The following is a 26985-nucleotide window of genomic DNA, read 5'->3' on the forward strand; positions in this document are numbered from 1 at the left end:
GCGGCGGCGAGCAACACTCCGAAGCCGCCCATCACGGCGAGCCCGGGGCGGGGCGGACGCCTCCTCCCGGGTGCCGCCGATGCTCCGAGCGCCGGGCCGTCGTCCGGCCCAGGGGCCGTCTCAGGTGCGCGAGGGGGGACTTGAACCCCCACGTCCGAGGACACTGGAACCTAAATCCAGCGCGTCTGCCAATTCCGCCACTCGCGCGCGGCCCCGGTCCGCGGGGCAGCTGACAGCCTATCGGCTCGTGGCGGCGGCCCCTGGGCGGTCGGATCGGAGCGATCCGACCGCCCGGCGAGCAAGATTTCCGCCGCGCAGAAATACCGCGAATCTTCATCCCGGGATTCGTGCGTGGCGGGGGTCTGGCGTACCCCAGAGTAGAAGTAGTTCATTTCGGAGCTAGCCGCCATCATACGAAGGAGTCAGAATGAGTGCGTTCCAGAACGACAGGGAGGCCGTCGAGGCGCTCAAGGAGCAGAACGGTCCGAGCTGGGATGCGATCAACCCCGAGCACGTCGCCCGCATGCGGGCTCAGAACCGATTCAAGACGGGCCTCGAGATCGCGCAGTACACCGCCGACATCATGCGACGCGACATGGCCGAGTACGACGCCGACTCGTCGGTCTACACGCAGTCGCTCGGCGTCTGGCACGGCTTCATCGGGCAGCAGAAGATGATCTCGATCAAGAAGCACCTCGAGACCACCAACAAGCGCTACCTCTACCTCTCGGGCTGGATGGTCGCGGCCCTGCGCTCCGAGTTCGGGCCGCTGCCCGATCAGTCGATGCACGAGAAGACCGCGGTGCCCGCGCTCATCGAGGAGCTCTACACCTTCCTGCGCCAGGCCGACGCCCGCGAGCTCGACCTGCTCTTCACCCAGCTCGACGACGCCCGCCGGGCGGGCGACGAGACCGCCGTCGAGTTCATCCAGTCGCAGATCGACAACTACGAGACGCACGTCGTGCCGATCATCGCCGACATCGACGCCGGCTTCGGCAACCCCGAGGCCACCTACCTGCTCGCGAAGAAGATGATCGAGGCCGGGGCCTGCGCCATCCAGATCGAGAACCAGGTGTCGGACGAGAAGCAGTGCGGCCACCAGGACGGCAAGGTCACCGTGCCGCACGAGGACTTCATCGCGAAGATCAACGCCGTGCGATACGCGTTCCTCGAGCTGGGGATCGACAACGGCGTGATCGTCGCCCGCACCGACTCGCTCGGCGCCGGCCTCACCCAGAAGCTCGCGGTGACGAACGTTCCCGGCGATCTCGGCGACCAGTACAACTCGTTCCTCGACGTCGAGGAGATCTCCGAGGACGAGCTCGGCAACGGCGACGTCGTGATCAAGCGCGACGGCAAGCTGCTGCGCCCGAAGCGCCTCGCCAGCAACCTGTACCGGTTCCGCTCCGGCACCGGCGAGGAGCGCTGCGTGCTCGACTGCATCACCTCCCTGCAGAACGGCGCCGACCTCCTGTGGATCGAGACCGAGAAGCCTCACGTCGAGCAGATCGCGGGCATGGTCGACCGTATCCGCGAGGCCGTGCCGAACGCGAAGCTCGTCTACAACAACAGCCCCTCGTTCAACTGGACCCTCAACTTCCGTCAGCAGGCCTACGACCTGCTCGTCGAGCGGGGCGAGGACGTGGCGGCCTACGACCGCGACAACCTCATGAGCGTCGAGTACGACGGCACCGAACTCGCGCGCCTCGCCGACGAGAAGATCCGCACCTTCCAGCGCGACGGATCGGCTCGCGCCGGCATCTTCCACCACCTCATCACCCTGCCGACCTACCACACGGCTGCGCTGTCCACCGACAATCTCGCGAAGGGGTACTTCGGCGACGAGGGCATGCTCACCTACGTGCGCGACGTGCAGCGCCAGGAGATCCGCCAGGGCATCGCCACCGTCAAGCACCAGAACATGGCCGGCAGCGACATCGGCGACAACCACAAGGAGTACTTCGCCGGTGACGCGGCCCTCAAGGCAGGCGGCAAGGACAACACCATGAACCAGTTCTGATCCGAATTTTCGAACGGGTTTTTACTGCTGGTCGNCGATTTAATTCGAAAACAAGTTCGAAAACCGAAGTCGGGCCCCCGTTCGCGCGTTTCAGCGGTCCGCGTTCACTCGAGGATGCGGGCGCCCTCGGGAAGCTGCGAGCCGGCGGGGAGCCGGACGGTCACGTAGCCGTCGGCCGCGGGGGCCGGGGCGGGGTCCCGCAGCGACGCCTCCAGGCGCCCAGCCGTGAGCTGCTCGTTCTTCGGCGCGGCGGGGTGCTGGTGGCTCATCTTGTCGATCCAGGCGAGCGCCAGAGCGGAGACGATGAACGCGAGGTGGATCACCACCTCCCACAGCACGCCGTCCCACGAGTAGAGCACCGTGCCGTTCGCGTTGTGCACGAGGCCGCCGTCCATGCGGCCGACCTCGATGAAGGTCTTGAGCAGATGGATCGACGAGATCGAGATGATTGAGATCGCGAGCTTCACCTTGAGCAGGTTGGCGTTCACGTGCGACAGCCAGTCGGGCTCATCGTGGTGGCCCTCGACGCGGATCTTCGAGACGAAGGTCTCGTAGCCGCCGATGATCACCATGATGAGCAGATTCGCGATCATCACGATGTCGATGAGCGCGAGCACGCTGAGCATGACCTCGGTCTCGCTGATGTGGCCCTCGAGGATGGCGCCCTCGATGAGGTGCCAGAGCTCGACGAAGAAGAGCACGACGTAGACCGCCTGGGCGATGATGAGGCCGAGGTAGAGCGGGGCCTGCAGCCAGCGGCTCGCGAAGATGAATCCGGCGAGCGTGCGGGAGGCGGGGCCGGGACCCCGCTGGGTGCTGCGCTCGATCGGAGGGGTCGAACGGTCGGTCACGGGCGTCCTTTCGTCTGCGGAGGATCACATCGTAGCGAGGCGAACCCCGTCTCGCGCTGGGAACGCGACGGTGCGGGGCGCTGCGCGCACCCGCCCGTCGATCGGAACGAGCCGGGAGCGCCGATCTCTCGGCGGACCCCGCGACTCGCCGACGAGCGCTGAGCGCTCGGCCCCGCCGGGGTATGATGGTGCCTTCGAGAGGGAGTATTCCGTTTCGTCCGTGTCGTCAGTACGCCGGGCTCCGTGGCCCGGCCGGTGCGGACGCGGTGGGGTTCCGCCGCTTCGCGGGGAGCCTCGCCGGGGAGAGACTTTCGGTTACTCCGCGTACCCGCGCCACACCGAAAGAGTTGCCGTGACCCCTGTTCTTCCGCTCTGGTTCGAGATCGGATCGATGGTCGTGCTCGTCGCGATCCTCGTCATCGACCTGCTCCTCATCATCAAGCGCCCGCACGTGCCGAGCATGCGCGAAGCCAGCCTCTGGGTCGGCTTCTACGTGCTGCTCGCCCTCGTCTTCGCCGGCTGCATGTTCCTGCTGGGCGATGTGCAGCACGGCACCGAGTTCCTCGCGGGCTGGCTCACGGAGTACAGCCTCTCGATTGACAACCTCTTCGTGTTCGTGCTGATCCTCGGCAGCTTCAAGGTGCCGTACGCCTACCAGCAGCGGGCCCTCATGATCGGCATCATCCTCGCGCTGATCTTCCGCGGACTGTTCATCCTGGCCGGCGCGGCCATCATCGAGCGCTTCATCGCCGTGTTCTTCCTGTTCGGAGCCTGGCTCATCTGGACGGCGTGGCAGCAGGTCAAGCCCGGCGGGCACGACGAGCAGGGCGACGGGCTCGCCGTGCGTCTCGCGAAGAGGATGTTCCCCTTCAGCGACCACTACGACGGCGGCAAGCTGCGCACCACGGTCGACGGCAAGCGCATGTTCACGCCCTTCCTGCTCGTGCTGATCTCGCTCGGCGCCACCGACCTGCTGTTCGCGCTCGACTCGATCCCCGCGATCTTCGGCATCACGCAGAGCCCCTTCATCGTCTTCACCGCCAACGTCTTCGCGCTCATGGGCCTGCGCCAGCTGTACTTCCTGCTCGGCGGCCTGCTCGATCGCCTGGAGTACCTCAAGTACGGCATCGCAGCGATCCTCGCTTTCATCGGCGTGAAGCTCATCTTCCACGCCCTGCACGAGAACGAGCTGCCCTTCATCAACGGCGGCGAGCACGTGCCGGTGCCCGAGATCAACACGTGGGTGTCGCTCGGCTTCATCGTCACGGCGATGGCGATCGCGACGGTTGCGAGCGTCGTGAAGATGAACCGCGAGGCGAAGCGCACCGGCGAGCGGCTGCACCTCGGCGCTCACGAGAACCCCGGCGACTGAACCGGTCGCACCGGGTGCCCGCTTCCAGGGAACGCGGGCACCCGGTGGTAGACTCTTCGCTATGCGTCGTCGGCAGCTTCTTCTTCCTTGCCGCGACGGGGTGTAGCATTTCGGCCCTCCCGTCGCGGAGTCCGGCACGGCCGAAAAGCAATCGCGCGCGTTGGCGCATGCAAGTTACGGAATAGAGAAGCGCACGTATGACTGAAGCAACCAAGCCCCGAACTCTGGCCGAGAAGCTGTGGGACGACCACGTGGTCGTGAAGGGCGAGAACGGCGAGCCGGATCTCATCTACATCGACCTGCACCTCATCCACGAGGTCACCAGTCCGCAGGCCTTCGACGGCCTGCGCATGGCGAACCGGCCCCTGCGCCGCGTCGATCTCATGATCGCCACCGAGGATCACAACACCCCCACGGTCAACATCACCCGTCAGATTGAGGATCCGACGAGCCGGCTGCAGATCGAAACGCTGCGCCACAACGTCGAGGACTTCGGCGTGCGCGCCCACCCGCTCGGCGACAAAGAGCAGGGCATCGTGCACGTCGTCGGTCCGCAGCTCGGCCTCACGATGCCGGGCATCACGGTGGTCTGTGGCGACAGCCACACCTCGACCCACGGCGCCTTCGGCGCTCTCGCGTTCGGCATCGGCACGAGCGAGGTCGAGCACGTGATGGCGACCCAGACCCTGCCGCTCAAGCCGTTCAAGACCATGGCGATCAACGTCGAGGGCGAGCTGCGCCCCGGCGTGACCGCGAAGGACATCATCCTCGCGGTCATCGCGAAGATCGGCACCGGCGGCGGGCAGGGTTATGTGCTCGAGTACCGCGGATCGGCGATCCGCAGCCTCTCGATGGACGGCCGCATGACGATCTGCAACATGTCGATCGAAGCCGGTGCCCGCGCGGGCATGGTCGCGCCCGACGAGATCACCTTCGACTATGTCAAGGGTCGTCCGCACGCGCCGCAGGGCGACGACTGGGATCGCGCCGTCGAGTACTGGAAGACGCTGCCCACCGACGACGGCGCCGTCTTCGACCGCGAGGTGTTCATCGATGCCGGCGAGCTCGAGCCCTTCGTGACCTGGGGCACGAACCCCGGCCAGGGCGTGCTGCTGAGCGATCGTGTGCCGAACCCCGTCCACATTGAGGATCCGAACGAGCGCGCCGCCGCCGAGCGAGCGCTCGAGTACATGGACCTCGAGGCCGGCACGCCCATGAAGGAGATCGCGGTCGACGCGGTCTTCATGGGCTCCTGCACGAACAGCCGTCTCGACGACCTGCGCACCTTCACCAGCATCATCAAGGGCAAGAAGAAGGCCGAGGGGGTGCGCCTCATGGTGGTGCCCGGCTCGGCCCGTGTGCGCCTCGAGGCCGAGGCCGAGGGCCTCGACAAGATCGTCGAGGAGTTCGGCGGCGAGTGGCGCTTCGCGGGCTGCTCGATGTGCCTCGGCATGAACCCCGATCAGCTGGCCCCGGGGGAGCGCTGCGCCTCGACCTCGAACCGCAACTTCGAGGGCCGCCAGGGCAAGGGTGGCCGCACCCACCTCGTGTCTCCGCTCGTCGCCGCCGCGACCGCGATCCGCGGCACGCTCTCGAGCCCCTGGGATCTGAAGGAGGATGCCGAGAACGGCATCACGCACGACGCGGACGGCGCGGCGCACGCCGCCGAGAAGGTTGAGGCAGCGTAACCATGGACAAGTTCATCACGATGTCGGGCATCGCCGCACCGCTGAAGCGCTCCAACGTCGACACCGACCAGATCATCCCCGCCGTCTTCCTGAAGCGCGTCACCAAGACCGGCTTCGACGACGCGCTCTTCTACCACTGGCGGCAAGATGAGGGCTTCGTGCTCAACCAGCCCGTCTTCCAGGGCGCCGAGATCCTGGTCGCCGGCCCCGACTTCGGCACCGGATCGTCGCGGGAGCACGCCGTCTGGGCGCTGCGCGACTTCGGCTTCAAGGTGGTCATCTCGCCGCGCTTCGCCGACATCTTCCGAGGCAACTCCGGGAAGCAGGGTCTGCTCGCCGCCCAGGTCGAAGAGGCCGACGTCGAGAAGCTCTGGGCGGCGATCGACGCCGAGCCCGGAGTGCAGCTGACCGTGAGCCTGGAAGACCGCACCGTCTCGGTCGGCGACCTGACCGTGCCGTTCCAGGTCGACGATTACACCCGCTGGCGTCTGATGGAGGGGCTCGACGACATCTCGCTGACCCTTCGCAACGAGTCGGCAATCACTGAATTCGAGGCTCGGCGACCGACCTGGATGCCGACCACAACCCCGCTGGAGGCCGCGTGAGCGAGCAGGACGCACCGAACGACGACACGACCGCCGAAGGGCTCAAGAAAGACGCTCAGAAAGCCGGCGCCCGCGTGGGGCTGACCTCCGATGAGATCCTCATCAACGGCGGTCGGCCTCTGCAGGGGCGGATCGAGGTGCGCGGCGCCAAGAACCTCGCCACCAAGGCGATGGTGGCGGCGCTGCTCGGCAAGTCGCCCAGCGTGCTGCGCAACGTGCCGAACATCTCCGACGTGCGCGTCGTCGCCGGTCTGCTGGCCCTGCACGGCGTGTTGATCACCCGCGGCGACGAGCCGGGCGTGTGGCGCCTGGACCCCTCGAACGTCGAGGTGGCCCACCAGGCCGACATCGACGCGCACGCGGGGTCGTCCCGCATCCCGATCCTCTTCTGCGGCCCGCTGCTGCACCGTCTCGGCGAGGCGTTCATCCCCGACCTCGGCGGGTGCCGCATCGGCGACCGGCCCATCGACTTCCACCTCGACGCACTGCGCAAGTTCGGTGCGGTCGTCGAGAAGCTGCCGAGCGGCATCAGCCTCACGGCCCCCAACGGGCTCAAAGGCGCCAACATCGAGCTGCCCTACCCGTCGGTCGGCGCCACCGAGCAGGTGCTGCTCACGAGCGTGCTCGCCGAGGGGCAGACCGAGCTGCGCAACGCGGCGATCGAGCCCGAGATCATCGACCTCATCTGCATCCTGCAGAAGATGGGCGCGATCATCACGGTCGAGCCCAACCGCGTCATCTTCATCGAGGGCGTGAAAGAGCTGCGGGGCTACGACCACGCGGCGATCTTCGACCGCAACGAGGCCGCCAGCTGGGCCGCAGCCGCCCTCGCCACGAAGGGCGACGTGTTCGTCGGAGGCGCGAAGCAGGAGGAGATGATGACCTTCCTCAACGTCTTCCGCAAGGTCGGCGGCGACTTCGACGTGCACTCTGACGGCATCCGCTTCTGGCATCCCGGGGGCGACCTCAAGCCGGTGACCATCGAGACCGACGTGCACCCCGGCTTCATGACCGACTGGCAGCAGCCTCTCGTCGTCGCCCTCACCCAGGCCCAGGGCGTGTCGACGATTCACGAGACGGTCTACGAGAACCGTTTCGGATTCACCGAGGCCCTCAACAAGATGGGCGCCGACATCGTGGTCTACAAGGAGGGGCTGCACGACAGCACCCGCCGCGTGATGCGCCGCGAATTCGAGCAGGCCGCCGTGATCACGGGGCCCACCCCGCTCACGGGTGCCGACATCGAGGTGCCCGACCTGCGGGGCGGTTTCAGCCACCTCATCGCGGCGCTCACCGCCGAGGGAAGCTCGAAGGTCACGAACATCGGCATCATCTCGCGCGGCTACGAGAACTTCATCGAGAAGCTGCGGCAGCTCGGCGCCGACTTCGTCTACGAGAGCTGATCCCTCGATATCGCCTCCCCGGCACGGTATGCCGTGCCGGGGGCGCGGGAGCGGGATAATGGGACCATGACTGACACGGTAAAACTCCGCAGCCGCCCCTCCGCGGAGAAGCGTCGACCCTCCGTGTTTTGGTTCCTGGCCGGGATGATCCTGCCGGTGTGGTCCGTCATGGTGCGCTACCGCTTCGCGCCGCAGTCGAAGCTGCCCAAGACGGGCCCCTTCATCCTCGCGCCGAACCACTACAGCGAGATCGACCCCATCGCGATGGGCGCGGCCGTCTGGCATCTCGGGCGGCTGCCCCGGTTCATGGCGAAGGCGAGCCTCTTCCGCGTGCCCGTGCTGGGGTGGGTGCTGCGAGCCTCCGGTCAGATCCCGGTCGAGCGCCAGGGATCCACCCGGCCCGCACGCGACGGAGTCAACCCGATGGGGGCCGCCGGCCAGCTCATCGAGCGCGAGTCGGGGGTGATCGTGTACCCGGAGGGGTCGCTCACCCGCGATCCGGATCTCTGGCCCATGCGGGGCAAGTCGGGCGCCGTGCGCCTCGCTCTCGAGTCGGGTATTCCCCTGATCCCCGTCGCCCACTGGGGCACCCAGGATCTGATGCCGCGCTACGCGAAGCGCATCCATCCGTTCCCGCGCAAGACCATCCGGGTCTCGGTGGGCGAGCCGCTCGACCTCAGCCGCTTCGAGAACCGTCCCGTCGATCAGCGCGTCGTCACCGAGGCCACGAGCCTGCTCATGGACGCGATCACCGCGCTGCTCGCCGAGTTGCGCGGTGAGCAGCCGCCAGCCGAGCGCTGGGACCCCAGCAAGCACCAGCAGAACGAGACGGGCCGCTTTTGAGCACGCGGCCGATCCCGATCGTCACCGGTAGGAATCTGCGCAACCGCGGCCGCAGGGTCGCGGTCATCGGAGCGGGCAGCTGGGGCACCACGTTCGCGAAGGTGCTCTGCGACGCGGGCTGCGATGTCACCGTCTGGGCGCGTCGGCGCGAGGTCGCGCACGAGATCCAGGTCGCGAAGCGCAACACCCAGTACCTCGCCGGCATCAACCTGCCGAAGAGCCTGAAGGCGACCGACGACCTCAGCGTCGCGCTGCGCGGCGCGGGCCTCGTCTTCCTCGCGGTGCCGAGCCAGACCCTGCGGCAGAACCTGCTCGACATCGAGCCCTACCTCGACCGGCGCAGCGTGCTCGTGAGCCTCGTGAAGGGGGTCGAGAAGACCACGACCATGCGCATGTCGCAGGTGATGGCCGACACGCTCGACCTCGACCCGACGCGCATCGGCGTGATCTCGGGCCCCAATATCGCGCTCGAGATCGCGAAGGAGCAGCCGACCGGCGGCGTCGCATCCTGCGCCGATCTCACCGTCGCGCAGGAGATCGCGACTGCCGCCTCCGCGCCCTACTTCCGCACCTACGTCAACACCGACGTCGTCGGCACCGAGCTCGGCGGCGTGCTCAAGAACCTCATCGCGCTGGCGATCGGCATCGTCGACGGCGTGGGCTACGGCGAGAACACGAAGGCCGCGATCATCACGCGCGGCATCGCCGAGATGACCCAGTTCTCCGTCGCGCACGGCGCGGATCCCGCGACCCTCTCGGGACTCGCCGGCCTCGGCGACCTCATCGCTACCTGCCAGTCGCCGCTCTCCCGCAACAACACCGCCGGCCGCCTCATCGGGCAGGGCTACACGCAGGAGGAGACGCGGGAGCAGATGCAGCAGGTCGCCGAGGGCATCACGTCGGTGCCCCCGGTGCTCGAGCTCGCCCGCGAGCTGGGCATCCGCATGCCCATCGTGGAGCAGGTGCAGATGGTGCTCGACGGCCGCATGGCCCCGAAGGATCTCGGCCCGCACCTCGCCACCGAAGACGACGTACCGCAGCCCGAGCAGGCGATTCCCGACGGAGCCCACGAGGGCACGTGGCGGCGACTGCTCAACCGTTTGAAGGGAACCCAGGCGTGACCGCAGCATCCTCATCCTCCCCGTCGGAGCGCCGCGCCGACGCGCCCGGCGCGGGCGAGAAGCGCACGGTCGCGCTGCTCTTCGGCGGCCGCTCCAGCGAGCACGGCATCAGCTGCGTCACCGCCGCGGGCGTGCTGCGCGCGATCGACCGCGCGAAGTTCGACGTGATCCCGGTGGGCATCACGAAGCAGGGGGCCACCGTGCTCATGCGGGAGGAAGACCTCGAGGGGTACCGGCTCGAGCCCGGCGCGCTGCCCGAGGTCGGCGACAACGGCACGCGCGTGCTGTGGCCGGCCTCCACCGCGACCCGCACGCTCACCGTCGTCGATCAGGCGGGCGCGCTGCGATCGCTGGGGCACGTCGACGCGGTGCTGCCCATGCTGCACGGCCCGTACGGCGAAGACGGCACCGTGCAGGGCATGCTCGACCTGGTCGACCTGCCCTATGTGGGCAGCGGCGTCCTGGGCTCGGCGCTCTGCATGGACAAGCACGCGGTCAAGACCGTGCTGGCCGACGCCGGCATCCCGGTGGCGCCCTGGCGCACGGTGACGCGCGAGCAGCTCTCTCGCGACCCGTACCTCTCGGAGCGTCTCGACGAGGGGCTCTCCTACCCGCTGTTCGTGAAGCCGGCCCGGGCCGGTTCGTCGGTGGGGGTGAGCCGGGTCGCCGAGCTCGCCGAGCTGCCCGCCGCGCTCGAGGTGGCGTTCGCAGAGGATCGCACGGTGCTCATCGAGTCGGGCGTGACGGGGCGCGAGGTGGAGATCGCAGTGCTCGAGGGTCGCGGCGAGGATCGTCCGCGCACCAGCTCGGTGATCGGCGAGATCGTGTTCACCGGGCGCGACTTCTACGACTTCGAGGCGAAGTATCTCGGGGCCGCGGGCGTCGAGCTCGCGCTGCCGGCGCAGGTCACGGAGCTCGAGTTCGAGGCGATTCGGGATGCCGCGGTGCGCGCCTTCGAGGTGACGCAGTGCGCCGGGCTCGCGCGCATCGACTTCTTCCTCACCGACGAGGGGCCGGTGCTCAACGAGATCAACACGCTGCCCGGCTTCACCCCGATCTCGATGTACCCGCGGCTCTGGCAGGAGTCGGGGCTCGAATACACCGACCTCATCACCGAGCTGGTCGAGCTGGCGATCGAGAAGAAGCCCGCCTACTGATCCCCGGTCCGTCGCGGGTGCGGGTGCTTCCGATCTCTCGGACGGTACCGGTATCTCGGACGCGATCCCGGGCCTCGATCCGAAGCACCGGTCCCACCCGAGACACCGGTGTCACCCGAGACACCGGACACGAGGGTCGACGCTACAGATCGAGCGTGTCGACGAGGCCGACGCACTCGCGTGTCTGCGGCAGCTCCCTGACGACGGTGCCGAGGTCGAGCACCGCCGCGGTACCGCTCGCGTACTCGGAATTCACGAACACGGCGAGGCCGGGCGAGCGCCCGTAGGCCTCGAAGCGGTAGAGCGGCGCCTGCGAGTCGTCCATGATCCAGTCGACCCCGTCGACGTTCACGCAGGTGTCGGTGGTGGGGCCGCTCGGCTCGACGCCGCACTGCAGCTGCACGCCGGCCGGATCGCCCCACGCGCCCGTCGACTGGGCGTTGGTGGTGCGCCGCTCGAGGCCGGCGACCGTGTCGGGCAGGCGCACGATCACGTCGGCGCAGGCCGGGTCGTTGGCGTTCTCGGCCGCCTCCATGGGCACGTCGCCGGCGCAGCCGGTGAGCAGCGTCGCAGAGGCGAGCGCCGCGGTGGCGAGCGCGAGCAGGCGGGTGCGGTGCGAAGTCACGCTGCCAGCCTAGCGAGTGCCGCCTGTGCGCTAGTTTGAGAGTGTGAACGCGACCGTGGGGGAACTGGGGGAGCGCGAGGTGCTCGCCCGCGTGCTCGCCCGCCTGAGCCCCTCCGCGAGCGCGCGGCTCGGTCCGGGCGACGACTGCGCGGTGCTCGGCTTCGAGGGCGACGCGGTCGTGACGACCGACACGATGATCGAGGGGCCCGACTTCCGTCTGGCCTGGCACGACGGATTCGAACTGGGGTGGAAGCTCGCGGCCACCAACCTCTCCGACGTCGCGGCCATGGGTGCGCGGCCCACGGCGCTCACCGTGGCGCTCGCCGTGCCGCACGAGACACCGGTCGATCTGCTCGAGCGGATCGCGCGCGGCCTCGACGCCGCCTGCCGGCAGCTCGCGCCGGGCTGCGGTGTGATCGGCGGCGACCTCGGGCGCGCGCCGGTGGTGACCGCCTCGGTGACGGCGCTCGGCGACCTCGAGGGGCGGCCGCCCGTGACCCGCTCGGGCGCGAGGCCGGGCGACAGGGTCGCGTACGCGGGGCAGCTCGGGCTCGCGGGGCTCGGGCTGTCGCTGCTGTTCGCCGAGGCCGCCGATCCCGACGGTACCGCCCACTCCCGGTCGCTGCCCGCCCTGCGGCGGGCCTACCCCGCGGCCGTCGCCGCGCAGCTCGCCCCCGAGCCGCCCATCGCGCTCGGAGCGGCCGCGGCCGACGCGGGAGCGACCGCGATGATGGACGTCTCCGACTCGCTGTCGATCGACGCCGACCGCCTGGCGCGGGCGAGCGGGGTGACGGTCGACCTCGACGAGCGTCTGCTGGAGCGCGGCTTCGGAGTGCAGCACGGCGCTGCAGTGCCGATCGGGGCGATGCTCACGGGCGGTGAGGATCACGGGCTGCTCGCGACGTTCCCGGCGTCGGCGGCGCTGCCGCACGGCTTCCTGCCGATCGGCGCGGTGCGGGATATCGATTCGGGATCCGCGGCCGCGCCCGGGATCCGTCTCGACGGCGGCGCGCTCGACCCCGCCGGCTGGGACCCGTACACGGTGCGCCCGCCCGGATCCTGATGCTCGACACGCCCGCAGGATCGGCGACCCGGCGGAGGAGGGGGTTCAGGCCCTCTTCTCCGCCAGTCGCAGCGCCGTCCACAGATCGGCGCGCGTGTCGGGGGAGTCGAGGTCGGCCTGCAGCAGTTGCGCGGCCGTCTGCACCCGGGCCTTGAGCGTGTGGCGGTGCACGCCGAGCTCGGTCGCGGCCGGGCTCGTCTGGCCGTGGTGGGCGAGCCAGACGCGCAGGCTGTGCTCGATGGTGTCGTCGTGCCTGCGGTCGTGCTGGCGCAGCGGAGCGAGCAGGCTCTCGGCGCGGTGCCGCGCATCGGGCATTCCGCTCAGCAGGTGCAGTACGCCGTCGTGCAGCGCGGGCAGGTAGTCGACCGGCCCCTCCGCGCCGCTCGCGACCGCGTACTCGACCGCCCGGTCGGCCTGGTCGATCAACTCGGCCAGCTGCGGCAGCGTTCCGCGTTCCGAGACCCCCGACAGGATGCGGCGCGTGAGCAGCAGGCGGCGGATCGCGGGCAGGTGCCGCGTCTCGGCGATGATCAGCGGCGCATCGCCGAGGGTCGCCCTGATGAGCCCGGGGCTGCCCGCGTCGAAGGACTGCAGATCCTCGACGATCGCGGGATCGACCCCCTCCGGCGTGCGGTAGCGCACGGCCACGACGGATCCGCGCGGCACCCGGGTGAGCGCGCCCGCGGCGATCCTCTCCGCGAGGGCGAGGTCGCCGTCCAGCAGCAGCTGCACGATCGCGTCGCGCAGCGACGACTGCGCCTCGTCGATGCCGCCGCGGTGCTCGAGCTGCACGGTCGCGAGCGCGGCCACCAGGCCGATGAGGGTGCGCTCGGCGGTGTCGGGGGCGCCGCGATCTTCGACCGCCAGCACCCCGAGCACCCGGCCGCGTCGGCCGAGCGCCTGCATCTGCACACCGCCGCCCGCGCCGCCGATGCGGCCCGCGCTCACGCCCCGCTCCACAAGGCGGCGGGTCTCGCGGCGGATCCACTCGGCCTGGACGTCGGAGCGGGCGGAGCCCGGGGAGAATTCGACGATGCGCCCCGACCTGTCGGTGATGCACACCCATCGCCCGAGACGGGCGGAGGCCTCGCGCACGGCCGACCCCAGCCCGTCGCGCTGCAGCGAGGCCGAGGCCACCGCGCGCTGCGATTCGAGCGCCCAGACGTCGCGCTCCCTCGCGCCGGCCTCGAGCAGCCGCGCCGCGGTCTGCACGATCTCGATGAACGCCGTATCGTAGGGCACGCGGAAGAGCGGCAGGCCGAGCCGGTCGCAGGCCGAGACGATCTGCGCCGGCACACGGTCCCAGTGCAGGCCGACCGCGACGCCGAGGGCGGTGACGCCGGCGCCGACGAGCCGCTGCACGTACGCGTCGGCGTCCTGCTGGTCGTGCACCGCCGAGAACCGGGCGCCGGTGGTGAGCAGCACGGTGCGGGGCGTGAGGAACGGGGCGGGATCCTCGAGCTCGCTGACGTGCACCCACTGCACCGGTCGCTCGAGCACGTCGGCGCTCGCCCCGGCGATCAGCACGAGGCCGAGCTGGTACTGGCGCAGCAGCTCGCCGAGCTCGATGGCGGGGGAGTGCGTGGCGGGCGTCCCGCCCCTCGCGGCCCGCTCATCCGGCGCGGAGCTGGCTGCCATGGCCCTCCCTGAATGGTGTCTGCCGAAGTGGCGAAAGTTCGAGTCTATTTAGTCCATTGTGGCACAGGAGCGGGTAGGCGGACGGGGCTAGGCTGATCCGGAATCACATTCGAACCCGCGAGGCGCTCACCCGAGCGCAGCGCGGTGAGCCCCCAGGCAAGGAGAACCTCATGGCTGATGCCAGCATCATCGGCGGCCCCTCGCTCCCGCAGGAGCGCAAGCTCGTCACCAGCATCCCCGGTCCGAAATCGCAGGAGATCATCGCGCGCAAGAGCGCCGCGGTCGCGGCCGGCGTCGGTGCCGCCCTGCCCGTGTCGATCGTCGCAGCCGGTGGCGGCGTCATGGTCGACGTCGACGGCAACTCGCTCATCGACCTCGGCTCCGGCATCGCCGTGACCGGCGTCGGCAACTCGGCCCCCGCCGTGGTGAAGGCCGTCACCGAGCAGGTGCAGCAGTTCACCCACACCTGCTTCACCGTCACCCCCTACGAGGGCTACGTGCAGGTCGCCGAGAAGCTCAACGAGCTCACCCCCGGCGACCACGAGAAGCGCTCCGCACTCTTCAACTCGGGCGCCGAGGCCGTCGAGAACGCGATCAAGATCGCCCGCCACTACACCAAGAAGAACGGCGTCGTCGTCTTCGACCACGCCTACCACGGCCGCACCAACCTCACCATGGGCATGACCGCCAAGAACATGCCCTACAAGGACGGCTTCGGCCCGTTCGCCCCCGAGGTCTACCGCGTTGCGACCTCGTACCCCTTCCGCGACGGCCTGACCGGCGCCGAGGCCGCCGAGGTCGCGCTCACCCAGATCGAGAAGCAGGTCGGCGCGTCGAACCTCGCCGCCATCATCATCGAGCCCATCCAGGGCGAGGGCGGCTTCATCGCCCCCGCCGAGGGCTTCCTCCCCGCCCTGCAGGAGTGGGCGACCGCCAACGGCGTCGTCTTCATCCTCGACGAGGTGCAGACCGGCTTCGCCCGCACCGGCGACCTCTTCGCCGCGAACCACGAGGGCGTCGTGCCCGACCTGGTTACCACCGCCAAGGGCATCGCCGGCGGTCTGCCCCTGTCGGCCGTCACCGGCCGCGCCGAGATCATGGACTCGGCGCACTCGGGCGGCCTCGGCGGCACCTACGCGGGCAGCCCCATCGCCTGCGCAGCGGCCCTCGCCACCATCGAGACCTACGAGCAGGAGAACCTCTCGCAGCGCGCCCGCGAGATCGGCGCGATCATCGAGGAGTTCTTCGCCGAGCTGCAGAAGAACGACGACCGCATCGGCGACATCCGCGGACGCGGCGCCATGCAGGCCGTCGAGCTCGTCGAGTCGGGCTCGAAGAAGCCCGCCGCCGCCCTCACCGGCGCGATCGCGAAGCAGGCCGGCGACCAGGGCGTCATCCTGCTCACCTGTGGCACCTACGGCAACGTGATCCGCTTCCTCCCGCCGCTCTCCATCTCGGACGAGCTGCTGCGCGAGGGCCTGCAGGTCGTCGCCGACGCGCTGGCCGCCAACTGACCGACGCAGCAGACTGACGAACAGAAAGTAGACATCATGGCACTGAAGCCCAACGAGCAGGAGCTGCTCGATCGTGTGGAGTCCGGTCTCGGCATCGGCGGCAAGTGGGAGGCGTCCACCTCGGGCGCGACCTTCGACGTGACCGACCCCGCCACCGGCGAGGTCATCAAGACCATCGCCGACGCGACCGTCGAGGACGCGGTGCGCGCGCTCGACGCGGCCGTCGAGGCGCAGGAGGAGTGGGGCAACACCCCCACCCGCGTGCGCTCGAACATCCTGCGCCGCGCGTTCGATCTGCTGATGGAGCGCAAGGAGGAGTTCGCGCTGCTCATGGCCATGGAGATGGGCAAGCCCATCGCCGAGGCCCGCGGCGAGGTCGTGTACGGCGGCGAGTTCCTGCGCTGGTTCTCGGAGGAGGCCGTGCGCGTGCAGGGAGACTACCGCCAGAACCCCGAGGGCACCGGCAACATGGTGGTCTCGCACATCCCCGTCGGCCCGTGCTACTTCATCACGCCGTGGAACTTCCCGCTCGCGATGGCGACCCGCAAGATCGCTCCGGCACTCGCCGCGGGCTGCACCTCGGTGATCAAACCGGCCGCGCTGACTCCGCTGACCACGATCTTCTTCGTGCAGCTGCTCGAGGAGGCGGGCCTCCCCGCCGGCGTGGTGAACGTCGTGCCGACCTCGAAGTCGAGCGCTCAGTCGTCGGCGCTGCTGTCGGATCCCCGCCTCCGCAAGCTGTCGTTCACGGGCTCCACCCCGGTGGGCGTGAAACTGCTCGAGGCCGCCGCTCAGAACGTGCTGCGCACCTCGATGGAGCTCGGCGGCAACGCGCCGTTCGTCGTGTTCGAGGACGCGGATCTCGATAAGGCCGTCGAGGGCGCCATGCTCGCGAAGTTCCGCAACATCGGCCAGGCCTGCACCGCGGCGAACCGCATCATCGTGCACGAGAGCGTGGCCGACGAGTTCGCGCGCCGCGTGGGCGAGAAGGTCTCGGCGATGAAGATCGGCCGCGGCGCCGACGAGGGCAACGACATCGGCGCGCTGGTCGAGGAGAAGGCCGTGGCCAACACGGCCCGCCTCGTGGCCGACGCCGTCGAGACCGGCGGCACCATCGTCACCGGTGGCGAGACGATCGACGGCCCCGGCAACTTCTTCCAGCCGACCGTGATCGACAACCTCGGCCCGCAGGCCGCGATCATGCGCGAGGAGATCTTCGGCCCGGTGCTCGGCATCGTGCGCTTCTCCACCGAGGACGAGGCGGTCGAGATCGCCAACAACACCGAGTACGGCCTCGTGAGCTACGTGTTCACCGAGAACCTCGCTCGCGGTCACCGCATGATCGAGAAGCTCGAGACCGGCATGATGGGCCTGAACACGGGCCTCGTGTCGAACGCCGCGGCTCCGTTCGGCGGCGTGAAGCAGTCGGGCATCGGCCGGGAGGGCGGCTTCGACGGCATCCACGAGTTCCTGTCGACGAAGTACACGCTGATCCCGCGCTCATAGTTCGAGCTCGGAGTCCGCACTCGGGCCCGGAACCTCTGAGGTTCCGGGCCCGAGGTGTGTCCGGAGAGGGCGGATCGCGGTTCAGGCGGCGGATCGCGGTTCAGGCGGGCTCTGCCCACCACAGCGCGGTCTCGCCGTAGCGCTTCTCTCGCACCGGGGCCAGCCCCGCGGGCCACTCCGGCTCGGGGGAGCGGGTGCTGCGCTCCACGAGCACGGCGGCGTCGTCGGCGAGCAGCGGCACGAGCGCGGCGAGGTTCGCCGCGAGCTCGGCGTCTCCGAGATCGTAGGGCGGGTCGATGAGCGCGACATCCCAGCGCGGAGCGGACGGATCCTCCCCGGTCGAGTCGAGGAACGCCTGCACCGACTGCCGCACGACCTCGACGGCGGGGGCCGACCCGGACCGTGTGAACGCCCCGAGCACCGTTCGCGCGTTGCGACCCGCGACCTGCGCCGCCTGGGGGTGCTTCTCGACGAGCGTGACGGCGGCCGCACCGCGGCTCGCCGCCTCGAGGCCCAGCGCTCCCGATCCCGCGTAGAGGTCGAGCACGCGTGCGCCGTCGACGAGGCCCCACGACTCGAGCGCCGAGAAGATCGCCTCGCGCACGCGATCGCTCGTGGGCCGCGTGCCGGAACGGGGCACGTCGAGGCGCAGCGATCCGGCGGCTCCGGCGATGATTCTGGTCATCACACGAGGGTACCGCCTCGCCGCCGCGAGCGTCTGTCGGGGGTCGCCGCTACGCTGGAGACATGACCCAGGCCACGCTCGACACCCGCCTCGACGGTGTCGTGGGGGCGCGCACGGCGAAGCCGCTGCAGCGGGCCTTCGAGATGCTCACGGTCGGCGACCTGCTGCACCACTTCCCGCGCCGCTACTCCCGGCGCGGCGAGCTGACGCCGCTGCGCGGGCTGCCGACGGGCGAGCAGATCACGGTGGTCGCCCAGGTGCTCGACGTGCGCGAGCGCCGCATGCAGCGCCGCAACGGCAGCCTGCTCGAAGCCCGCATCACCGACGGCACGGGAACGCTCACGCTCACCTTCTTCAACCAGCAGTGGCGCAGCCGGGAGCTGGTGGCGGGGCGACGGGGCATCTTCGCGGGCAAGGTCAGCGAGTACCGGGGCAACCTGCAGCTGCAGCACCCCGAGTACGAGCTGTTCGAGAACCGCGACGAGGCCCCCGGCGCAGAGCAGCTCGACGAGGCGGCGGCGAAGGCGTGGGCCGAGACGCCGGTGCCGATCTACCCGGCCACCGCGCAGATGCCCAGCTGGACCATCCAGCGGGCCGTCGAACTCGCCCTCGACGCGCTCGGGCCGGTGGCCGACCCGCTGCCCGCCGAGATCCGCGATGCCGAGGGCGTCATGGCCTACGGGCGGGCGCTCGAGCTGATCCACCGCCCGCAGACCGATGCCGACTGGCGCGGCGCGCAGCAGAGCCTGCGCTTCCGCGAGGCGTTCGAGCTGCAACTCGCGCTGCTCGACCGCCGGCGTCGCGCCGGGCTCGAATCCAGCACCCCGAGGCCGCTCACGAGCGGCGCGGCGGGCGAGCCGGGCCCGCTCGACCGATTCGACGCCGCCCTGCCCTTCGACCTCACCGGCGACCAGCGCCTCGCGGGCGACACGATCTCGGCCGAGCTCGCTCAACCGCACCCGATGCACCGTCTGCTGCAGGGCGAGGTCGGCTCGGGCAAGACGCTCGTGGCGCTGCGCGCCATGCTGCAGGTCGCGGGCAGCGGCGGCCAGAGCGCGCTGCTCGCGCCCACCGAGGTGCTCGCGGCGCAGCACTTCCGCTCGATCACGGAGGCGCTCGGCCCCGACCTCACGGCCGAGCTGAACCCCGTGCTGCTGACGGGCCGCATGCCGGCCGCCGAGCGCAAGCGGGCGCTGCTCTCGCTCGCCTCGGGCACCTGCCGCATCGCGGTCGGCACGCACGCCCTCATCAGCGAGGGGGTCGCGTTCTACGACCTCGGGTTCATCGTGGTCGACGAGCAGCACCGCTTCGGCGTCGAGCAGCGCGAGGCGCTGAGGCGCAAGGGTGCTTCACCGCACGTGCTCGCGATGACCGCCACCCCCATTCCGCGCACGGTCGCGCTCACGGCCTTCGGCGACCTCGAGGTGACCACGATCCGAGAGCTGCCGCCGGGGCGGCAGGGCATCGAGACCTTCACCGTGCCCGAACTCGAGATGCCGAACCGCGCGGCCCGCGTGTGGGCGCGCGCTGCGGAAGACCTCGCGGGAGGCCGACAGGTGTACGTCGTCTGCCCGGCGATCTCGGCGGGCGAGGTCGATCCCGAGCTCGACGGCGACGAGGCGGGCGCCGAGGAGCGGCCGCGGCCGCTCGCGAACGTCGAGGACACCGTCGCCGAGTTGCGCCGCCGCCCCGAGTTCGCGGGCGTGCAGATCGAGGGGCTCGACGGCGGCATGGCCTCCGACGAGAAGGACCGCGTGATGCGGGGCTTCGCCGATGGGCGCATCGGCGTGCTCGTCGCCACGACCGTCATCGAGGTGGGCGTCAACGTGCCCAACGCCACGATCATGATCGTGCGCGACGCCGACCGCTTCGGCATCTCGCAGCTGCACCAGCTGCGCGGCCGGGTGGGGCGCGGCGAGCACCCGGGTCTCTGCCTGGTCATGACCACGGCCGAGCAGGGTTCTGTGGCGCGAGAGCGCATCGAGGCCGTCGCGGCGACCTCCGACGGTTTCGCGCTCGCCGAGGTCGATCTCGAGCTGCGTCGCGAGGGCGACATCCTCGGTACGGCGCAGTCGGGTGGGCGGTCGACGCTGCGCCTGCTGCGCGTCGCCGAGCACGGCGAACTGATCGCGCATGCCCGCGAGGTGGCGGCGGCGCTGCTCGAGCACGATCCCGAGCTCGAGACCGCCCCGGGCCTTGCCGAGCTCATCGCCCGCGAGCACGAGGCGGGTCTGCTCGACAACCTCGCGAAGTCGTAGCTGCCGGGGTCGCGCGCCCGTCGAGCACGGCGTGGACTCGGCGCCGCGGAGGGCGCGTGCTCGGATCGCGTCGCGCACCCGCGATCGGGGATCCGGCGGCCGCGCCGTGCGACGCCGCCGCTCGGCCGGCCCCGAAGCGGTACCCAGGTACCATCCGCCAGGCACCGGGGGCCGATCCGTCGCCGCTCGCGCGGTCCTAGCGTGGAAGCAACGATGCACCACGAGCGCATCACCCCAGGCACCACGCGAAGGAGAGCACCATGATCGAGGCACGAGGCCTGAGCAAGCAGTACGGCAAGAAGACCGCCGTCGACGACGTCAGCTTCTCGATCAGGCCGGGGCAGGTGACGGGATTCCTCGGCCCGAACGGTGCGGGCAAGTCGACGAGCATGCGTCTCATGGCGGGGCTGGATCGCCCGTCGGCGGGCACCGTCACCGTGAACGGCAGGCGCTACGCCGACTCCCCGGCGCCGCTCGCCGAGGTGGGTGCGCTGCTCGACGCGAAGGGCGTGCATCCGGGCCGCAGCGCCCGCAGCCACCTGCGCGCCCTCGCCGCGACGCACGGCATCCCGGATCGCCGCGTGCACGAGGTGCTCGAGCAGACCGGGCTCGGGGCGGTCGCGAACAAGCGCGTCGGCGGCTTCTCGCTGGGCATGGGGCAGCGGCTCGGCATCGCGGCGGCGCTGCTCGGCGACCCGCAGACGCTCATCCTCGACGAGCCCGTGAACGGTCTCGACCCCGACGGCGTGCTGTGGGTGCGTCAGCTGCTGCGCCACCTCGCGGGCGAGGGGCGCACCGTGCTGCTGTCGAGCCACCTGATGAGCGAGATGGCGCAGACCGCCGACCACGTGATCGTGCTCGGGCGCGGACGCGTGGTGGCCGACGCCCCCATCGCCGAGTTCGTAGCCGGGGGCCAGAGCGCGCAGGGCGAACGCGTGCGGGTGCAGAGCCCCGACGCCGCGAGGCTCGCTGCGCTGCTCATGAACGCCTCGGGCGTGGAGCTCGAGCCGGAGGGGGAGCAGGGCTTCACGGCGCGCGGGATCGCTGCGGCCGAGATCGGCCGCGCCGCCGCCGCGCACGGCATCGAGCTGCACGAGCTCAGCCCTCTCTCGTCGTCGCTCGAGGACGCCTACCTCGCGCTCACCCGCGGCGAGCTCGAGTACCAGTCCGCGTGACTCGGCCGGCGGAGGCATCGCCCGCGCGAAGCCGGACGACCGCCACCTCCGGCGGCCTCGGGAACGGGCCGTCTCCGATCCCCAGACGCACCACATCTTCCAGCGAAAGAAGCAGATCATGACCTCCACCATCACCATCGACGCGAGCCAGGTGCCCGGCCAGCAGGCCGGCGGATCCGCGCCCGCTCCAGAACGCCGGCCCGCCATGGGCGGCGCCCCGCGGCTCACCTTCGGCGGTGTGCTGCGCTCCGAGCGCATCAAGCTGTCGTCGCTGCGCAGCATCCGCCTCACCCTGCTCATCACCGCGCTCGTCGGCCTCGGGCTCAGCGCGATGATCGCCCTGCTGTGGAGCGGCCAGATGGACGGCGCCGACGCCATGATGACGTCGGATCCCGCCGGCCTGCAGACCTACCTGCTGATCGTGTCGACGTTCACCGCGCCGTTCCTGGCCCTCGTCTTCGGCGTGCTGGGCGTGTTCGCCGTCACGAGCGAGTATTCGAGCGGCATGATCCTCTCCACGCTCACCGCCGTGCCGCGTCGCACCCCGGTGCTGATCGCGAAGGCGATCGTGACCGCGGCCGTCGCCGCCGCGACCGCCCTCGTGCTCGTGCTCGGCGGCCTCGCGCTCGCCGTCGCGTTCCTGCCCCAGGCCGCCGAGCAGCTCGGCTCCACCGCGGTGATCTCGGGCGGACTCGGAACGGTGGCCTACCTCGTGCTCATCACCCTGCTCGCCTTCGGCATCGCGACGCTGCTGCGCTCGACCGCGGGCGGCATCGCGGTGATCGCGGGCCTCACCTTCGTGCTGCCGATCGCGATGCAGGTGCTCATGCTCACCGGCTGGGAGTGGCTGCCCACCGTCTCCGCCTATCTGCCCGCCGACCTCGGCGGCACGCTCGCAGCGGGCATCTCCGACAGCGCGCTCCCCGAGGCCGTCACGGTCGACGGAGAGGCGCTCGCGGTCGACTCCGGGCCCGGCTACTGGACGGCGCTCGCGGCGATGACCGCCTGGGCCGTCGCCGCCCTCGTGCCCGCCGCGATCCTCTTCAAGCGCCGCGACGCGCGCTGATCCGCGCGGTCGGGCGAGTCAGTAGGGTGAAGGGGTGAACGCAGAACTGTCGACCGCGGCCGAGGTGCGGCTGCCGCGCCCGCCGGGAGTGATCCGGCGGGCGCTGGCGGCGCACCCGCTCGCGGTCGACGTGTTCATCGTGACCTGGTACGTGCTCGGCTGCCTGCTCGGCGTGTTCATCGACCTCGTGGCCGCCCAGGCCCCGGTCGACGGCCTCGCCGTCTCCGACTGGTTCGCGCTGCCCGGCTACCTGCACTGGCCGTGGTGGCCGCTGGCGGTGCTGCGGGTACTGGTGATCGGCGCCGCGCTGCTCTTCAGACGCCGCTATCCGCTGGCGGGGCTCATCGTGGTGACGGTCGCCATGCTCGGCGACCACGGCGCCCAGGCGCTCGCGTCGGGCGTCGCACTGCTCTTCATGATCTACGCCGTTCCGGTCTACCGCAGCGTCGCCGCCGGATGGATCGGCTACGCGATCGTGGTCGTCGCGAGCGTGGGCGGCAGCCTCGTCTCGATGCTCTCGGGCTCGACGTGGAGCACCACTGGCGAGATCACTCCGGGCGGGGTCGTGCGCGCCGGTGACGCGGCCGCGATGTCGATCCCGGACTTCATCGTCGTGAGTGTGATGACCGCGATCTGGTATCTCGCAGTGCTGATGCTCGGCATCAACCTCGGCAACCGCCGCCGGTATCTGCAGGCGATCATCGACCGGGCGCATCAGCTCGCGCGGGAGCGCGACCAGCTCGCGCAGCTCGCGGTCGCCGAGGAGCGCTCGCGCATCGCCCGCGAGATGCACGACATCGTCGCCCACTCCCTGTCGGTCATGATCGCGCTCTCCGAGGGTGCGGCGCGAGCCGCGCAGGCCGCCCCCGACGCGGCGGTCGACGCCATGACGCGCAGTGCCGAGACCGGGCGCACGGCGCTCGCCGAGATGCGGCGCCTGCTCGGCGCGCTCACCGAACAGGGCGAGCAGGCCGAGTTCGTGCCGCAGCCGGGTGTGCAGGATCTGCCGGAGCTCGCGCGCGGCTTCCGCGACGCGGGCGTCGATGTGCGCCTCGAGGTCTCGGGCGAGGCCTCCGGCGACCGCGGACAGGATCTCGCCGTGTACCGCGTGGTGCAGGAGGGGCTCACGAACGTGCTGCGCTACGCGGGCACGGGCGCCCGGGCCGAGGTGCGGATCGAGCGCCTGCCCGACCGCACCGTGATCGAGGTGCGCGACTTCGGCGCGAAGCCCGGATCGTCGGCGCCGGTATCCGGCGTCGGTTCGGGGCGCGGCATCGCCGGCCTGCGCGAGCGCGCGCGGGTGTTCGGCGGCGAGATCTCGGCGGGGCCCGTCGCGGGCCCGGGCGCGGGCTGGCTGCTGCACGCCGAACTGCCCGTCAGCGCGGCGGCGCGCGAACGCGTGCCGGGCGATCCCGCCGCGCAGCAGGAGGGCGGCGCGGACGACCGAGATCCCGAACCCGACGAGGAGAGACGATGAGCGACGCACAGATCCGGGTGATGCTGGTCGACGACCAGGAACTGATCCGCACGGGCTTCCGGCTCGTGCTGCTGGGGGAGCCCGGCATCGACGTGGTCGCCGAGGCCGCCGACGGCGAGGCGGCGCTCGCCGAGCTCGCGAGTCTGGAGGCGAGCGGCGGCGGGTGCGACGTGGTGCTCATGGACGTGCGCATGCCCGGCATGAACGGTATCGAGGCCACCGGTCGCATCGTCGCCGAGCACCCGGCGACGCGCGTGCTCGTGCTCACCACCTTCGACCTCGACGAGTACGCGACGGGAGCGATCCAGGCCGGCGCGAGCGGCTTCCTGCTCAAGGACGCCCGCCCCGACGACCTCGTCGATGCGATCCGCCGCGTCGCCGGCGGCGACGCCGCGATGGCGCCGAGCGTCACGCGCCGGCTCATCGAGCAGCTGCGACTCGCGGATCCGGCTCAGGGGCCGTCCAGCTCCGCTTCGCCCGAGGTGTCGCGCGCCGCCGGCGCTCCCGGCGCCGAGGCCGACCCGCACGCGGTATTCGAGGTGCTCACCGAGCGCGAGCTCGACGTGCTGCGCCTCATCGCCGAGGGACTCAACAACGCCGAGATCAGCGCCGAGCTCTTCCTCTCGGAGTCGACCGTGAAGACCCACGTCGGGCGCGTGCTCGCGAAGCTGCAGCTGCGCGACCGCGTGCACGCCGTCATCTTCGCGAAGCAGCACGGACTCTGAGAGATTCCGCTGACAGCGGCGACGCAGCGCTCTTCCAAGCTGCGGCAGATAGGGTTGAAGGCATGAGCAATATCGCCGTCGTACCCGGGTCGTTCGACCCGATCACCCTCGGGCACCTCGACGTGATCCGTCGGGCTGCCGACATCTTCGACGAGGTGCACGTCCTCGTCGTGCACAACCCCGGCAAAGACGCGATGCTGCCGATCTCGGAGCGCGTCGGCCTGATCCAGAAGGCGCTCGACGAAGACCCCCAGATGCCGAAGAACATCCTCGTGGCGTCATGGTCGGTCGGCCTGCTGGTCGACTACTGCACGGAGGTCGGGGCCTCGGTGCTCGTCAAGGGCATCCGCTCCCAGATCGACGTGGCCTACGAGACTCCCATGGTCATCATGAACCGCAGCCTCGCAGGCGTCGAGACCGTGTTCCTGCTGCCCGACCCGGCCCACGCGCACGTGTCGAGCACGCTGGTGCGCCAGGTCTCGTCGATGGGCGGCGACGTCTCGCAGTACGTGCCCCCGGCCGTGGCCCGCTTCCTCGCGAAGACGAGGCCCGCGTGATGAGCGGCGCACGAGTGTTCCACGAGAACATCCGCGACATCTACAATCGTCCGGGTGAGATGCGCGAGCGCACGCGCACCGTCGCGGCGCCCGAACGACTGGGCGAGGGGCTCGCCTGGGTGGTCGAGGGCGAGAACCTCGACCTCGACCTGCGGCTCGAGTCGGTGCACGAGGGCATCCTCGCCACCGTCGAGGTGAACACCACCGTGCACGCGGAGTGCGGGCGCTGCCTGAAAGAGTTCGCCACGCCGTTTCAAGTCGAGTTTCAGGAGCTTTTCGCGTATACTCCTACGGAGGCCGACGAGTATGGGGTTCACGGTGATCACGTGGATCTTGAACCCCCGCTCCGAGACGCGGTAGTGCTTGCACTGCCGTTCCAGCCAGTGTGTCGCCCGGACTGCCCGGGGCTCGATCCCGAGTCCGGTGAGTTGCGCGAGGCCGAGGCTGCAGCCGAGTCCGACGCGGTTGATCCGCGCTGGGCTGCGCTGGCCGGGTATCTGGCCGAGGAAAAAGACGTGGATCGGTCCGCCGATCCTGAAGGCAACTAGGAAAGAGAGCATCATGGCTGTTCCCAAGCGCAAGATGTCGCGTTCGAACACCCGTCACCGCCGTTCGGCGTGGAAGGCCGAGGCCCCGAAGCTGGTGAAGACCGTCGAGAACGGCCGCACCGTGTACAGCCTCCCGCACCGCGCTCGCGTGGTCGAGGACTCGCAGGGCAACGCCCTCTTCCTCGAGTACAAGGGCCGCAAGGTCGCCGACGCGTAAGTTGGCATCGAACGCTCGAGAGCCGTCGGGAACGCCGCAGGGCGAGCCCGGCGGCTTTCTCATGCCCTTCGGGGTGCGAGTCGATCCCGAGCTGCTCGAGCTCGCCCTCACGCACCGTTCCTGGGCGTATGAGAACGGCGGGGCGCCCCACAACGAACGCCTTGAGTTTCTCGGCGACTCCATCCTGGGTCAGGCCGTCACCCTCAAGCTCTACCGCGACTACCCCGAGCTGAGCGAGGGCGAACTCGCGAAGCGCCGCTCGGCGCTCGTGTCGACCGTGGCGCTCGCCGAGGTGGCGCGCGGTCTCGGCATCGGCGCCTCGCTGCGGCTCGGCAAGGGCGAGCGCCAGACCGGTGGGCGCGACAAGGACTCGATCCTCGCCGACACCGTCGAGGCGATCATCGGCGCCGTCTACCTGTCGACCGACGGCGAGACGGCGAACCGTTTCGTGCTCGACCTCGTGGCCCCGCTGTTCGCCGACCCCGAACGGTTCACGGCGGCCGTCGATCCGAAGACCTCGCTGCAGAAGGAGGCCGCCCAGCGCGGCCTGCCGCACCCGCCCTACGAGACCACCGGCACCGGCCCGGATCACGATCGGCGATACACCTCGCGCGTGACGCTCGACGGTGCGACCGGAGTCGGCGAGGGCACCAGCAAGAAGGTGGCCGAGCTCGCCGCCGCGCGCGACGCCGTCGAGCAGCTGCTCGAGGCCCGTCGCCGTCGCGCCGAGCGCGGCGCCGGGAAGTAGCGCGGCGTGCCCGAACTGCCCGAAGTCGAGGTGGTGCGCGCCGGCCTCGCCCCCGCCGTGACGGGTGCGCGGATCGTCGCCGCCGAGGTGCGTGACCCCCGCGCGCTAAAACGGCTTCGAAAA

The 26985-nt window shown here is 70.4% G+C and carries 25 protein-coding genes and 1 tRNA gene; 21 read left to right on the forward strand and 5 right to left on the reverse strand.

Features of this window, described 5'->3' with window-relative positions:
* Positions 1 to 125: 125 nt before the first annotated feature.
* A tRNA-Leu gene (locus tag H490_RS28800) sits at positions 126 to 207 on the reverse strand.
* A 220-nt stretch (positions 208 to 427) separates the two neighbouring features.
* Between H490_RS28800 and H490_RS28805 the strand changes: the two genes are divergently transcribed.
* Entirely contained in the window at positions 428 to 2020 is a 1593-nt protein-coding gene (locus tag H490_RS28805; protein ID WP_017884987.1) for an isocitrate lyase, read from the forward strand.
* 104 nt (positions 2021 to 2124) lie between these two features.
* Here H490_RS28805 and H490_RS28810 read toward each other — a convergent pair whose 3' ends face one another.
* Positions 2125 to 2871 carry a TIGR00645 family protein gene (locus H490_RS28810; RefSeq protein WP_017884988.1) on the reverse strand — a complete coding sequence of 249 codons (747 nt, stop codon included), beginning with the start codon at positions 2869 to 2871 and terminating at the stop codon, positions 2125 to 2127.
* Between the two features lie 352 nt (positions 2872 to 3223).
* Here H490_RS28810 and H490_RS28815 point away from each other — a divergent pair, with 352 nt between their 5' ends.
* The 7 genes from H490_RS28815 to H490_RS28845 all read left to right on the forward strand — a co-directional run bounded on the left by H490_RS28815 (position 3224) and on the right by H490_RS28845 (position 11060).
* The gene (locus tag H490_RS28815) at positions 3224 to 4243 is read left to right on the forward strand and encodes a TerC family protein (RefSeq protein ID WP_017884989.1); all 1020 of its coding nucleotides are present in this window, start codon (positions 3224 to 3226) and stop codon (positions 4241 to 4243) included.
* A 197-nt stretch (positions 4244 to 4440) separates the two neighbouring features.
* Positions 4441 to 5931, forward strand: coding sequence for a 3-isopropylmalate dehydratase large subunit (leuC, locus tag H490_RS28820; protein WP_017884990.1), 1491 nt, complete (start codon positions 4441 to 4443; stop codon positions 5929 to 5931).
* A 2-nt stretch (positions 5932 to 5933) separates the two neighbouring features.
* Positions 5934 to 6536, forward strand: coding sequence for a 3-isopropylmalate dehydratase small subunit (gene leuD / locus H490_RS28825; RefSeq protein ID WP_017884991.1), 603 nt, complete (start codon positions 5934 to 5936; stop codon positions 6534 to 6536).
* A gap of 74 nt (positions 6537 to 6610) precedes the next feature.
* On the forward strand, positions 6611 to 7939 hold the full coding sequence (gene murA, locus H490_RS28830; protein ID WP_031290229.1) for a UDP-N-acetylglucosamine 1-carboxyvinyltransferase: 1329 nt from the start codon (positions 6611 to 6613) through the stop codon (positions 7937 to 7939).
* 66 nt (positions 7940 to 8005) lie between these two features.
* The gene (locus H490_RS28835; protein ID WP_031290231.1) at positions 8006 to 8782 is read left to right on the forward strand and encodes a lysophospholipid acyltransferase family protein; all 777 of its coding nucleotides are present in this window, start codon (positions 8006 to 8008) and stop codon (positions 8780 to 8782) included.
* Positions 8779 to 9903: an NAD(P)H-dependent glycerol-3-phosphate dehydrogenase gene (locus tag H490_RS28840; RefSeq protein WP_017884994.1), complete on the forward strand. Its 1125-nt coding sequence runs from the start codon at positions 8779 to 8781 to the stop codon at positions 9901 to 9903. Before H490_RS28835 ends, H490_RS28840 begins: the two co-directional genes overlap by 4 nt.
* Positions 9900 to 11060 (forward strand): D-alanine--D-alanine ligase family protein, encoded by a 1161-nt coding sequence (locus H490_RS28845; protein WP_017884995.1) that lies wholly within the window; start codon positions 9900 to 9902, stop codon positions 11058 to 11060. Before H490_RS28840 ends, H490_RS28845 begins: the two co-directional genes overlap by 4 nt.
* Positions 11061 to 11202: 142 nt before the next feature.
* Here the strand turns inward: H490_RS28845 and H490_RS28850 are convergent, their stop codons facing one another.
* On the reverse strand, positions 11203 to 11685 hold the full coding sequence (locus H490_RS28850) for a DUF3515 family protein (protein WP_017884996.1): 483 nt from the start codon (positions 11683 to 11685) through the stop codon (positions 11203 to 11205).
* A gap of 43 nt (positions 11686 to 11728) precedes the next feature.
* Here H490_RS28850 and thiL point away from each other — a divergent pair, with 43 nt between their 5' ends.
* Positions 11729 to 12748, forward strand: coding sequence for a thiamine-phosphate kinase (gene thiL / locus H490_RS28855; protein WP_017884997.1), 1020 nt, complete (start codon positions 11729 to 11731; stop codon positions 12746 to 12748).
* Between the two features lie 45 nt (positions 12749 to 12793).
* On the opposite strand, the gene H490_RS28860 is transcribed toward thiL, so the two are convergent.
* Positions 12794 to 14386, reverse strand: a complete 1593-nt coding sequence (locus H490_RS28860; protein ID WP_017884998.1) for a PucR family transcriptional regulator — start codon at positions 14384 to 14386, stop codon at positions 12794 to 12796.
* 170 nt (positions 14387 to 14556) lie between these two features.
* On the opposite strand from H490_RS28860, the gene gabT reads away from it, so the two are divergent.
* Positions 14557 to 15900: a 4-aminobutyrate--2-oxoglutarate transaminase gene (gene gabT, locus H490_RS28865; RefSeq protein ID WP_017884999.1), complete on the forward strand. Its 1344-nt coding sequence runs from the start codon at positions 14557 to 14559 to the stop codon at positions 15898 to 15900.
* Between the two features lie 36 nt (positions 15901 to 15936).
* Positions 15937 to 17406 (forward strand): NAD-dependent succinate-semialdehyde dehydrogenase, encoded by a 1470-nt coding sequence (locus H490_RS28870; RefSeq protein WP_017885000.1) that lies wholly within the window; start codon positions 15937 to 15939, stop codon positions 17404 to 17406.
* Between the two features lie 100 nt (positions 17407 to 17506).
* Here H490_RS28870 and H490_RS28875 read toward each other — a convergent pair whose 3' ends face one another.
* A complete protein-coding gene (locus H490_RS28875) occupies positions 17507 to 18091 on the reverse strand; it encodes an RsmD family RNA methyltransferase (RefSeq protein ID WP_017885001.1) in 585 nt (194 codons plus the stop codon).
* A gap of 62 nt (positions 18092 to 18153) precedes the next feature.
* Between H490_RS28875 and H490_RS28880 the strand changes: the two genes are divergently transcribed.
* The 10 genes from H490_RS28880 to H490_RS31815 all read left to right on the forward strand — a co-directional run.
* Entirely contained in the window at positions 18154 to 20349 is a 2196-nt protein-coding gene (locus tag H490_RS28880) for an ATP-dependent DNA helicase RecG (RefSeq protein WP_017885002.1), read from the forward strand.
* Between the two features lie 260 nt (positions 20350 to 20609).
* Positions 20610 to 21524 (forward strand): ABC transporter ATP-binding protein, encoded by a 915-nt coding sequence (locus H490_RS28885; protein ID WP_017885003.1) that lies wholly within the window; start codon positions 20610 to 20612, stop codon positions 21522 to 21524.
* 118 nt (positions 21525 to 21642) lie between these two features.
* Positions 21643 to 22590 carry an ABC transporter permease subunit gene (locus H490_RS28890; RefSeq protein ID WP_017885004.1) on the forward strand — a complete coding sequence of 316 codons (948 nt, stop codon included), beginning with the start codon at positions 21643 to 21645 and terminating at the stop codon, positions 22588 to 22590.
* Between the two features lie 34 nt (positions 22591 to 22624).
* Positions 22625 to 24067 carry a sensor histidine kinase gene (locus H490_RS28895; RefSeq protein ID WP_017885005.1) on the forward strand — a complete coding sequence of 481 codons (1443 nt, stop codon included), beginning with the start codon at positions 22625 to 22627 and terminating at the stop codon, positions 24065 to 24067.
* A complete protein-coding gene (locus H490_RS28900) occupies positions 24064 to 24792 on the forward strand; it encodes a response regulator (protein WP_017885006.1) in 729 nt (242 codons plus the stop codon). Before H490_RS28895 ends, H490_RS28900 begins: the two co-directional genes overlap by 4 nt.
* 62 nt (positions 24793 to 24854) lie before the next feature.
* A complete protein-coding gene (gene coaD, locus H490_RS28905; protein WP_017885007.1) occupies positions 24855 to 25349 on the forward strand; it encodes a pantetheine-phosphate adenylyltransferase in 495 nt (164 codons plus the stop codon).
* Positions 25349 to 25897, forward strand: coding sequence for a YceD family protein (locus H490_RS28910; RefSeq protein WP_031290237.1), 549 nt, complete (start codon positions 25349 to 25351; stop codon positions 25895 to 25897). Before coaD ends, H490_RS28910 begins: the two co-directional genes overlap by 1 nt.
* Positions 25898 to 25910: 13 nt before the next feature.
* Positions 25911 to 26114, forward strand: coding sequence for a 50S ribosomal protein L32 (gene rpmF, locus H490_RS28915; RefSeq protein WP_017885009.1), 204 nt, complete (start codon positions 25911 to 25913; stop codon positions 26112 to 26114).
* A gap of 61 nt (positions 26115 to 26175) precedes the next feature.
* Entirely contained in the window at positions 26176 to 26862 is a 687-nt protein-coding gene (rnc, locus tag H490_RS28920; protein WP_017885010.1) for a ribonuclease III, read from the forward strand.
* Between the two features lie 6 nt (positions 26863 to 26868).
* Positions 26869 to 26985, forward strand: a 117-nt coding sequence (locus H490_RS31815) for a DNA-formamidopyrimidine glycosylase family protein (protein WP_305807419.1), incomplete at its 3' end; no start/stop codon positions are given.

The sequence above is a fragment of the Leucobacter sp. UCD-THU genome (genome assembly GCF_000349545.1).
Classification (GTDB): Bacteria; Actinomycetota; Actinomycetes; order Actinomycetales; family Microbacteriaceae; genus Leucobacter; species Leucobacter muris.

Excerpts from the sequence above, each read along its gene's own strand:
- leuD (WP_017884991.1), top strand. The coding sequence starts at position 5,934 with ATGGACAAGTTCATCACGATGTCGGGCATCGCCGCACCGCTGAAGCGC.
- H490_RS28910 (WP_031290237.1), top strand. The coding sequence starts at position 25,349 with ATGAGCGGCGCACGAGTGTTCCACGAGAACATCCGCGACATCTACAAT.
- leuC (WP_017884990.1), top strand. The coding sequence starts at position 4,441 with ATGACTGAAGCAACCAAGCCCCGAACTCTGGCCGAGAAGCTGTGGGAC.
- gabT (WP_017884999.1), top strand. The coding sequence starts at position 14,557 with ATGGCTGATGCCAGCATCATCGGCGGCCCCTCGCTCCCGCAGGAGCGC.
- H490_RS28805 (WP_017884987.1), top strand. The coding sequence starts at position 428 with ATGAGTGCGTTCCAGAACGACAGGGAGGCCGTCGAGGCGCTCAAGGAG.
- H490_RS28890 (WP_017885004.1), top strand. The coding sequence starts at position 21,643 with ATGACCTCCACCATCACCATCGACGCGAGCCAGGTGCCCGGCCAGCAG.
- H490_RS28835 (WP_031290231.1), top strand. The coding sequence starts at position 8,006 with ATGACTGACACGGTAAAACTCCGCAGCCGCCCCTCCGCGGAGAAGCGT.
- H490_RS28880 (WP_017885002.1), top strand. The coding sequence starts at position 18,154 with ATGACCCAGGCCACGCTCGACACCCGCCTCGACGGTGTCGTGGGGGCG.
- H490_RS28870 (WP_017885000.1), top strand. The coding sequence starts at position 15,937 with ATGGCACTGAAGCCCAACGAGCAGGAGCTGCTCGATCGTGTGGAGTCC.
- coaD (WP_017885007.1), top strand. The coding sequence starts at position 24,855 with ATGAGCAATATCGCCGTCGTACCCGGGTCGTTCGACCCGATCACCCTC.
- rpmF (WP_017885009.1), top strand. The coding sequence starts at position 25,911 with ATGGCTGTTCCCAAGCGCAAGATGTCGCGTTCGAACACCCGTCACCGC.
- H490_RS28885 (WP_017885003.1), top strand. The coding sequence starts at position 20,610 with ATGATCGAGGCACGAGGCCTGAGCAAGCAGTACGGCAAGAAGACCGCC.
- H490_RS28875 (WP_017885001.1), bottom strand. The coding sequence starts at position 18,091 with ATGACCAGAATCATCGCCGGAGCCGCCGGATCGCTGCGCCTCGACGTG.
- H490_RS28860 (WP_017884998.1), bottom strand. The coding sequence starts at position 14,386 with ATGGCAGCCAGCTCCGCGCCGGATGAGCGGGCCGCGAGGGGCGGGACG.
- rnc (WP_017885010.1), top strand. The coding sequence starts at position 26,176 with ATGCCCTTCGGGGTGCGAGTCGATCCCGAGCTGCTCGAGCTCGCCCTC.
- H490_RS28900 (WP_017885006.1), top strand. The coding sequence starts at position 24,064 with ATGAGCGACGCACAGATCCGGGTGATGCTGGTCGACGACCAGGAACTG.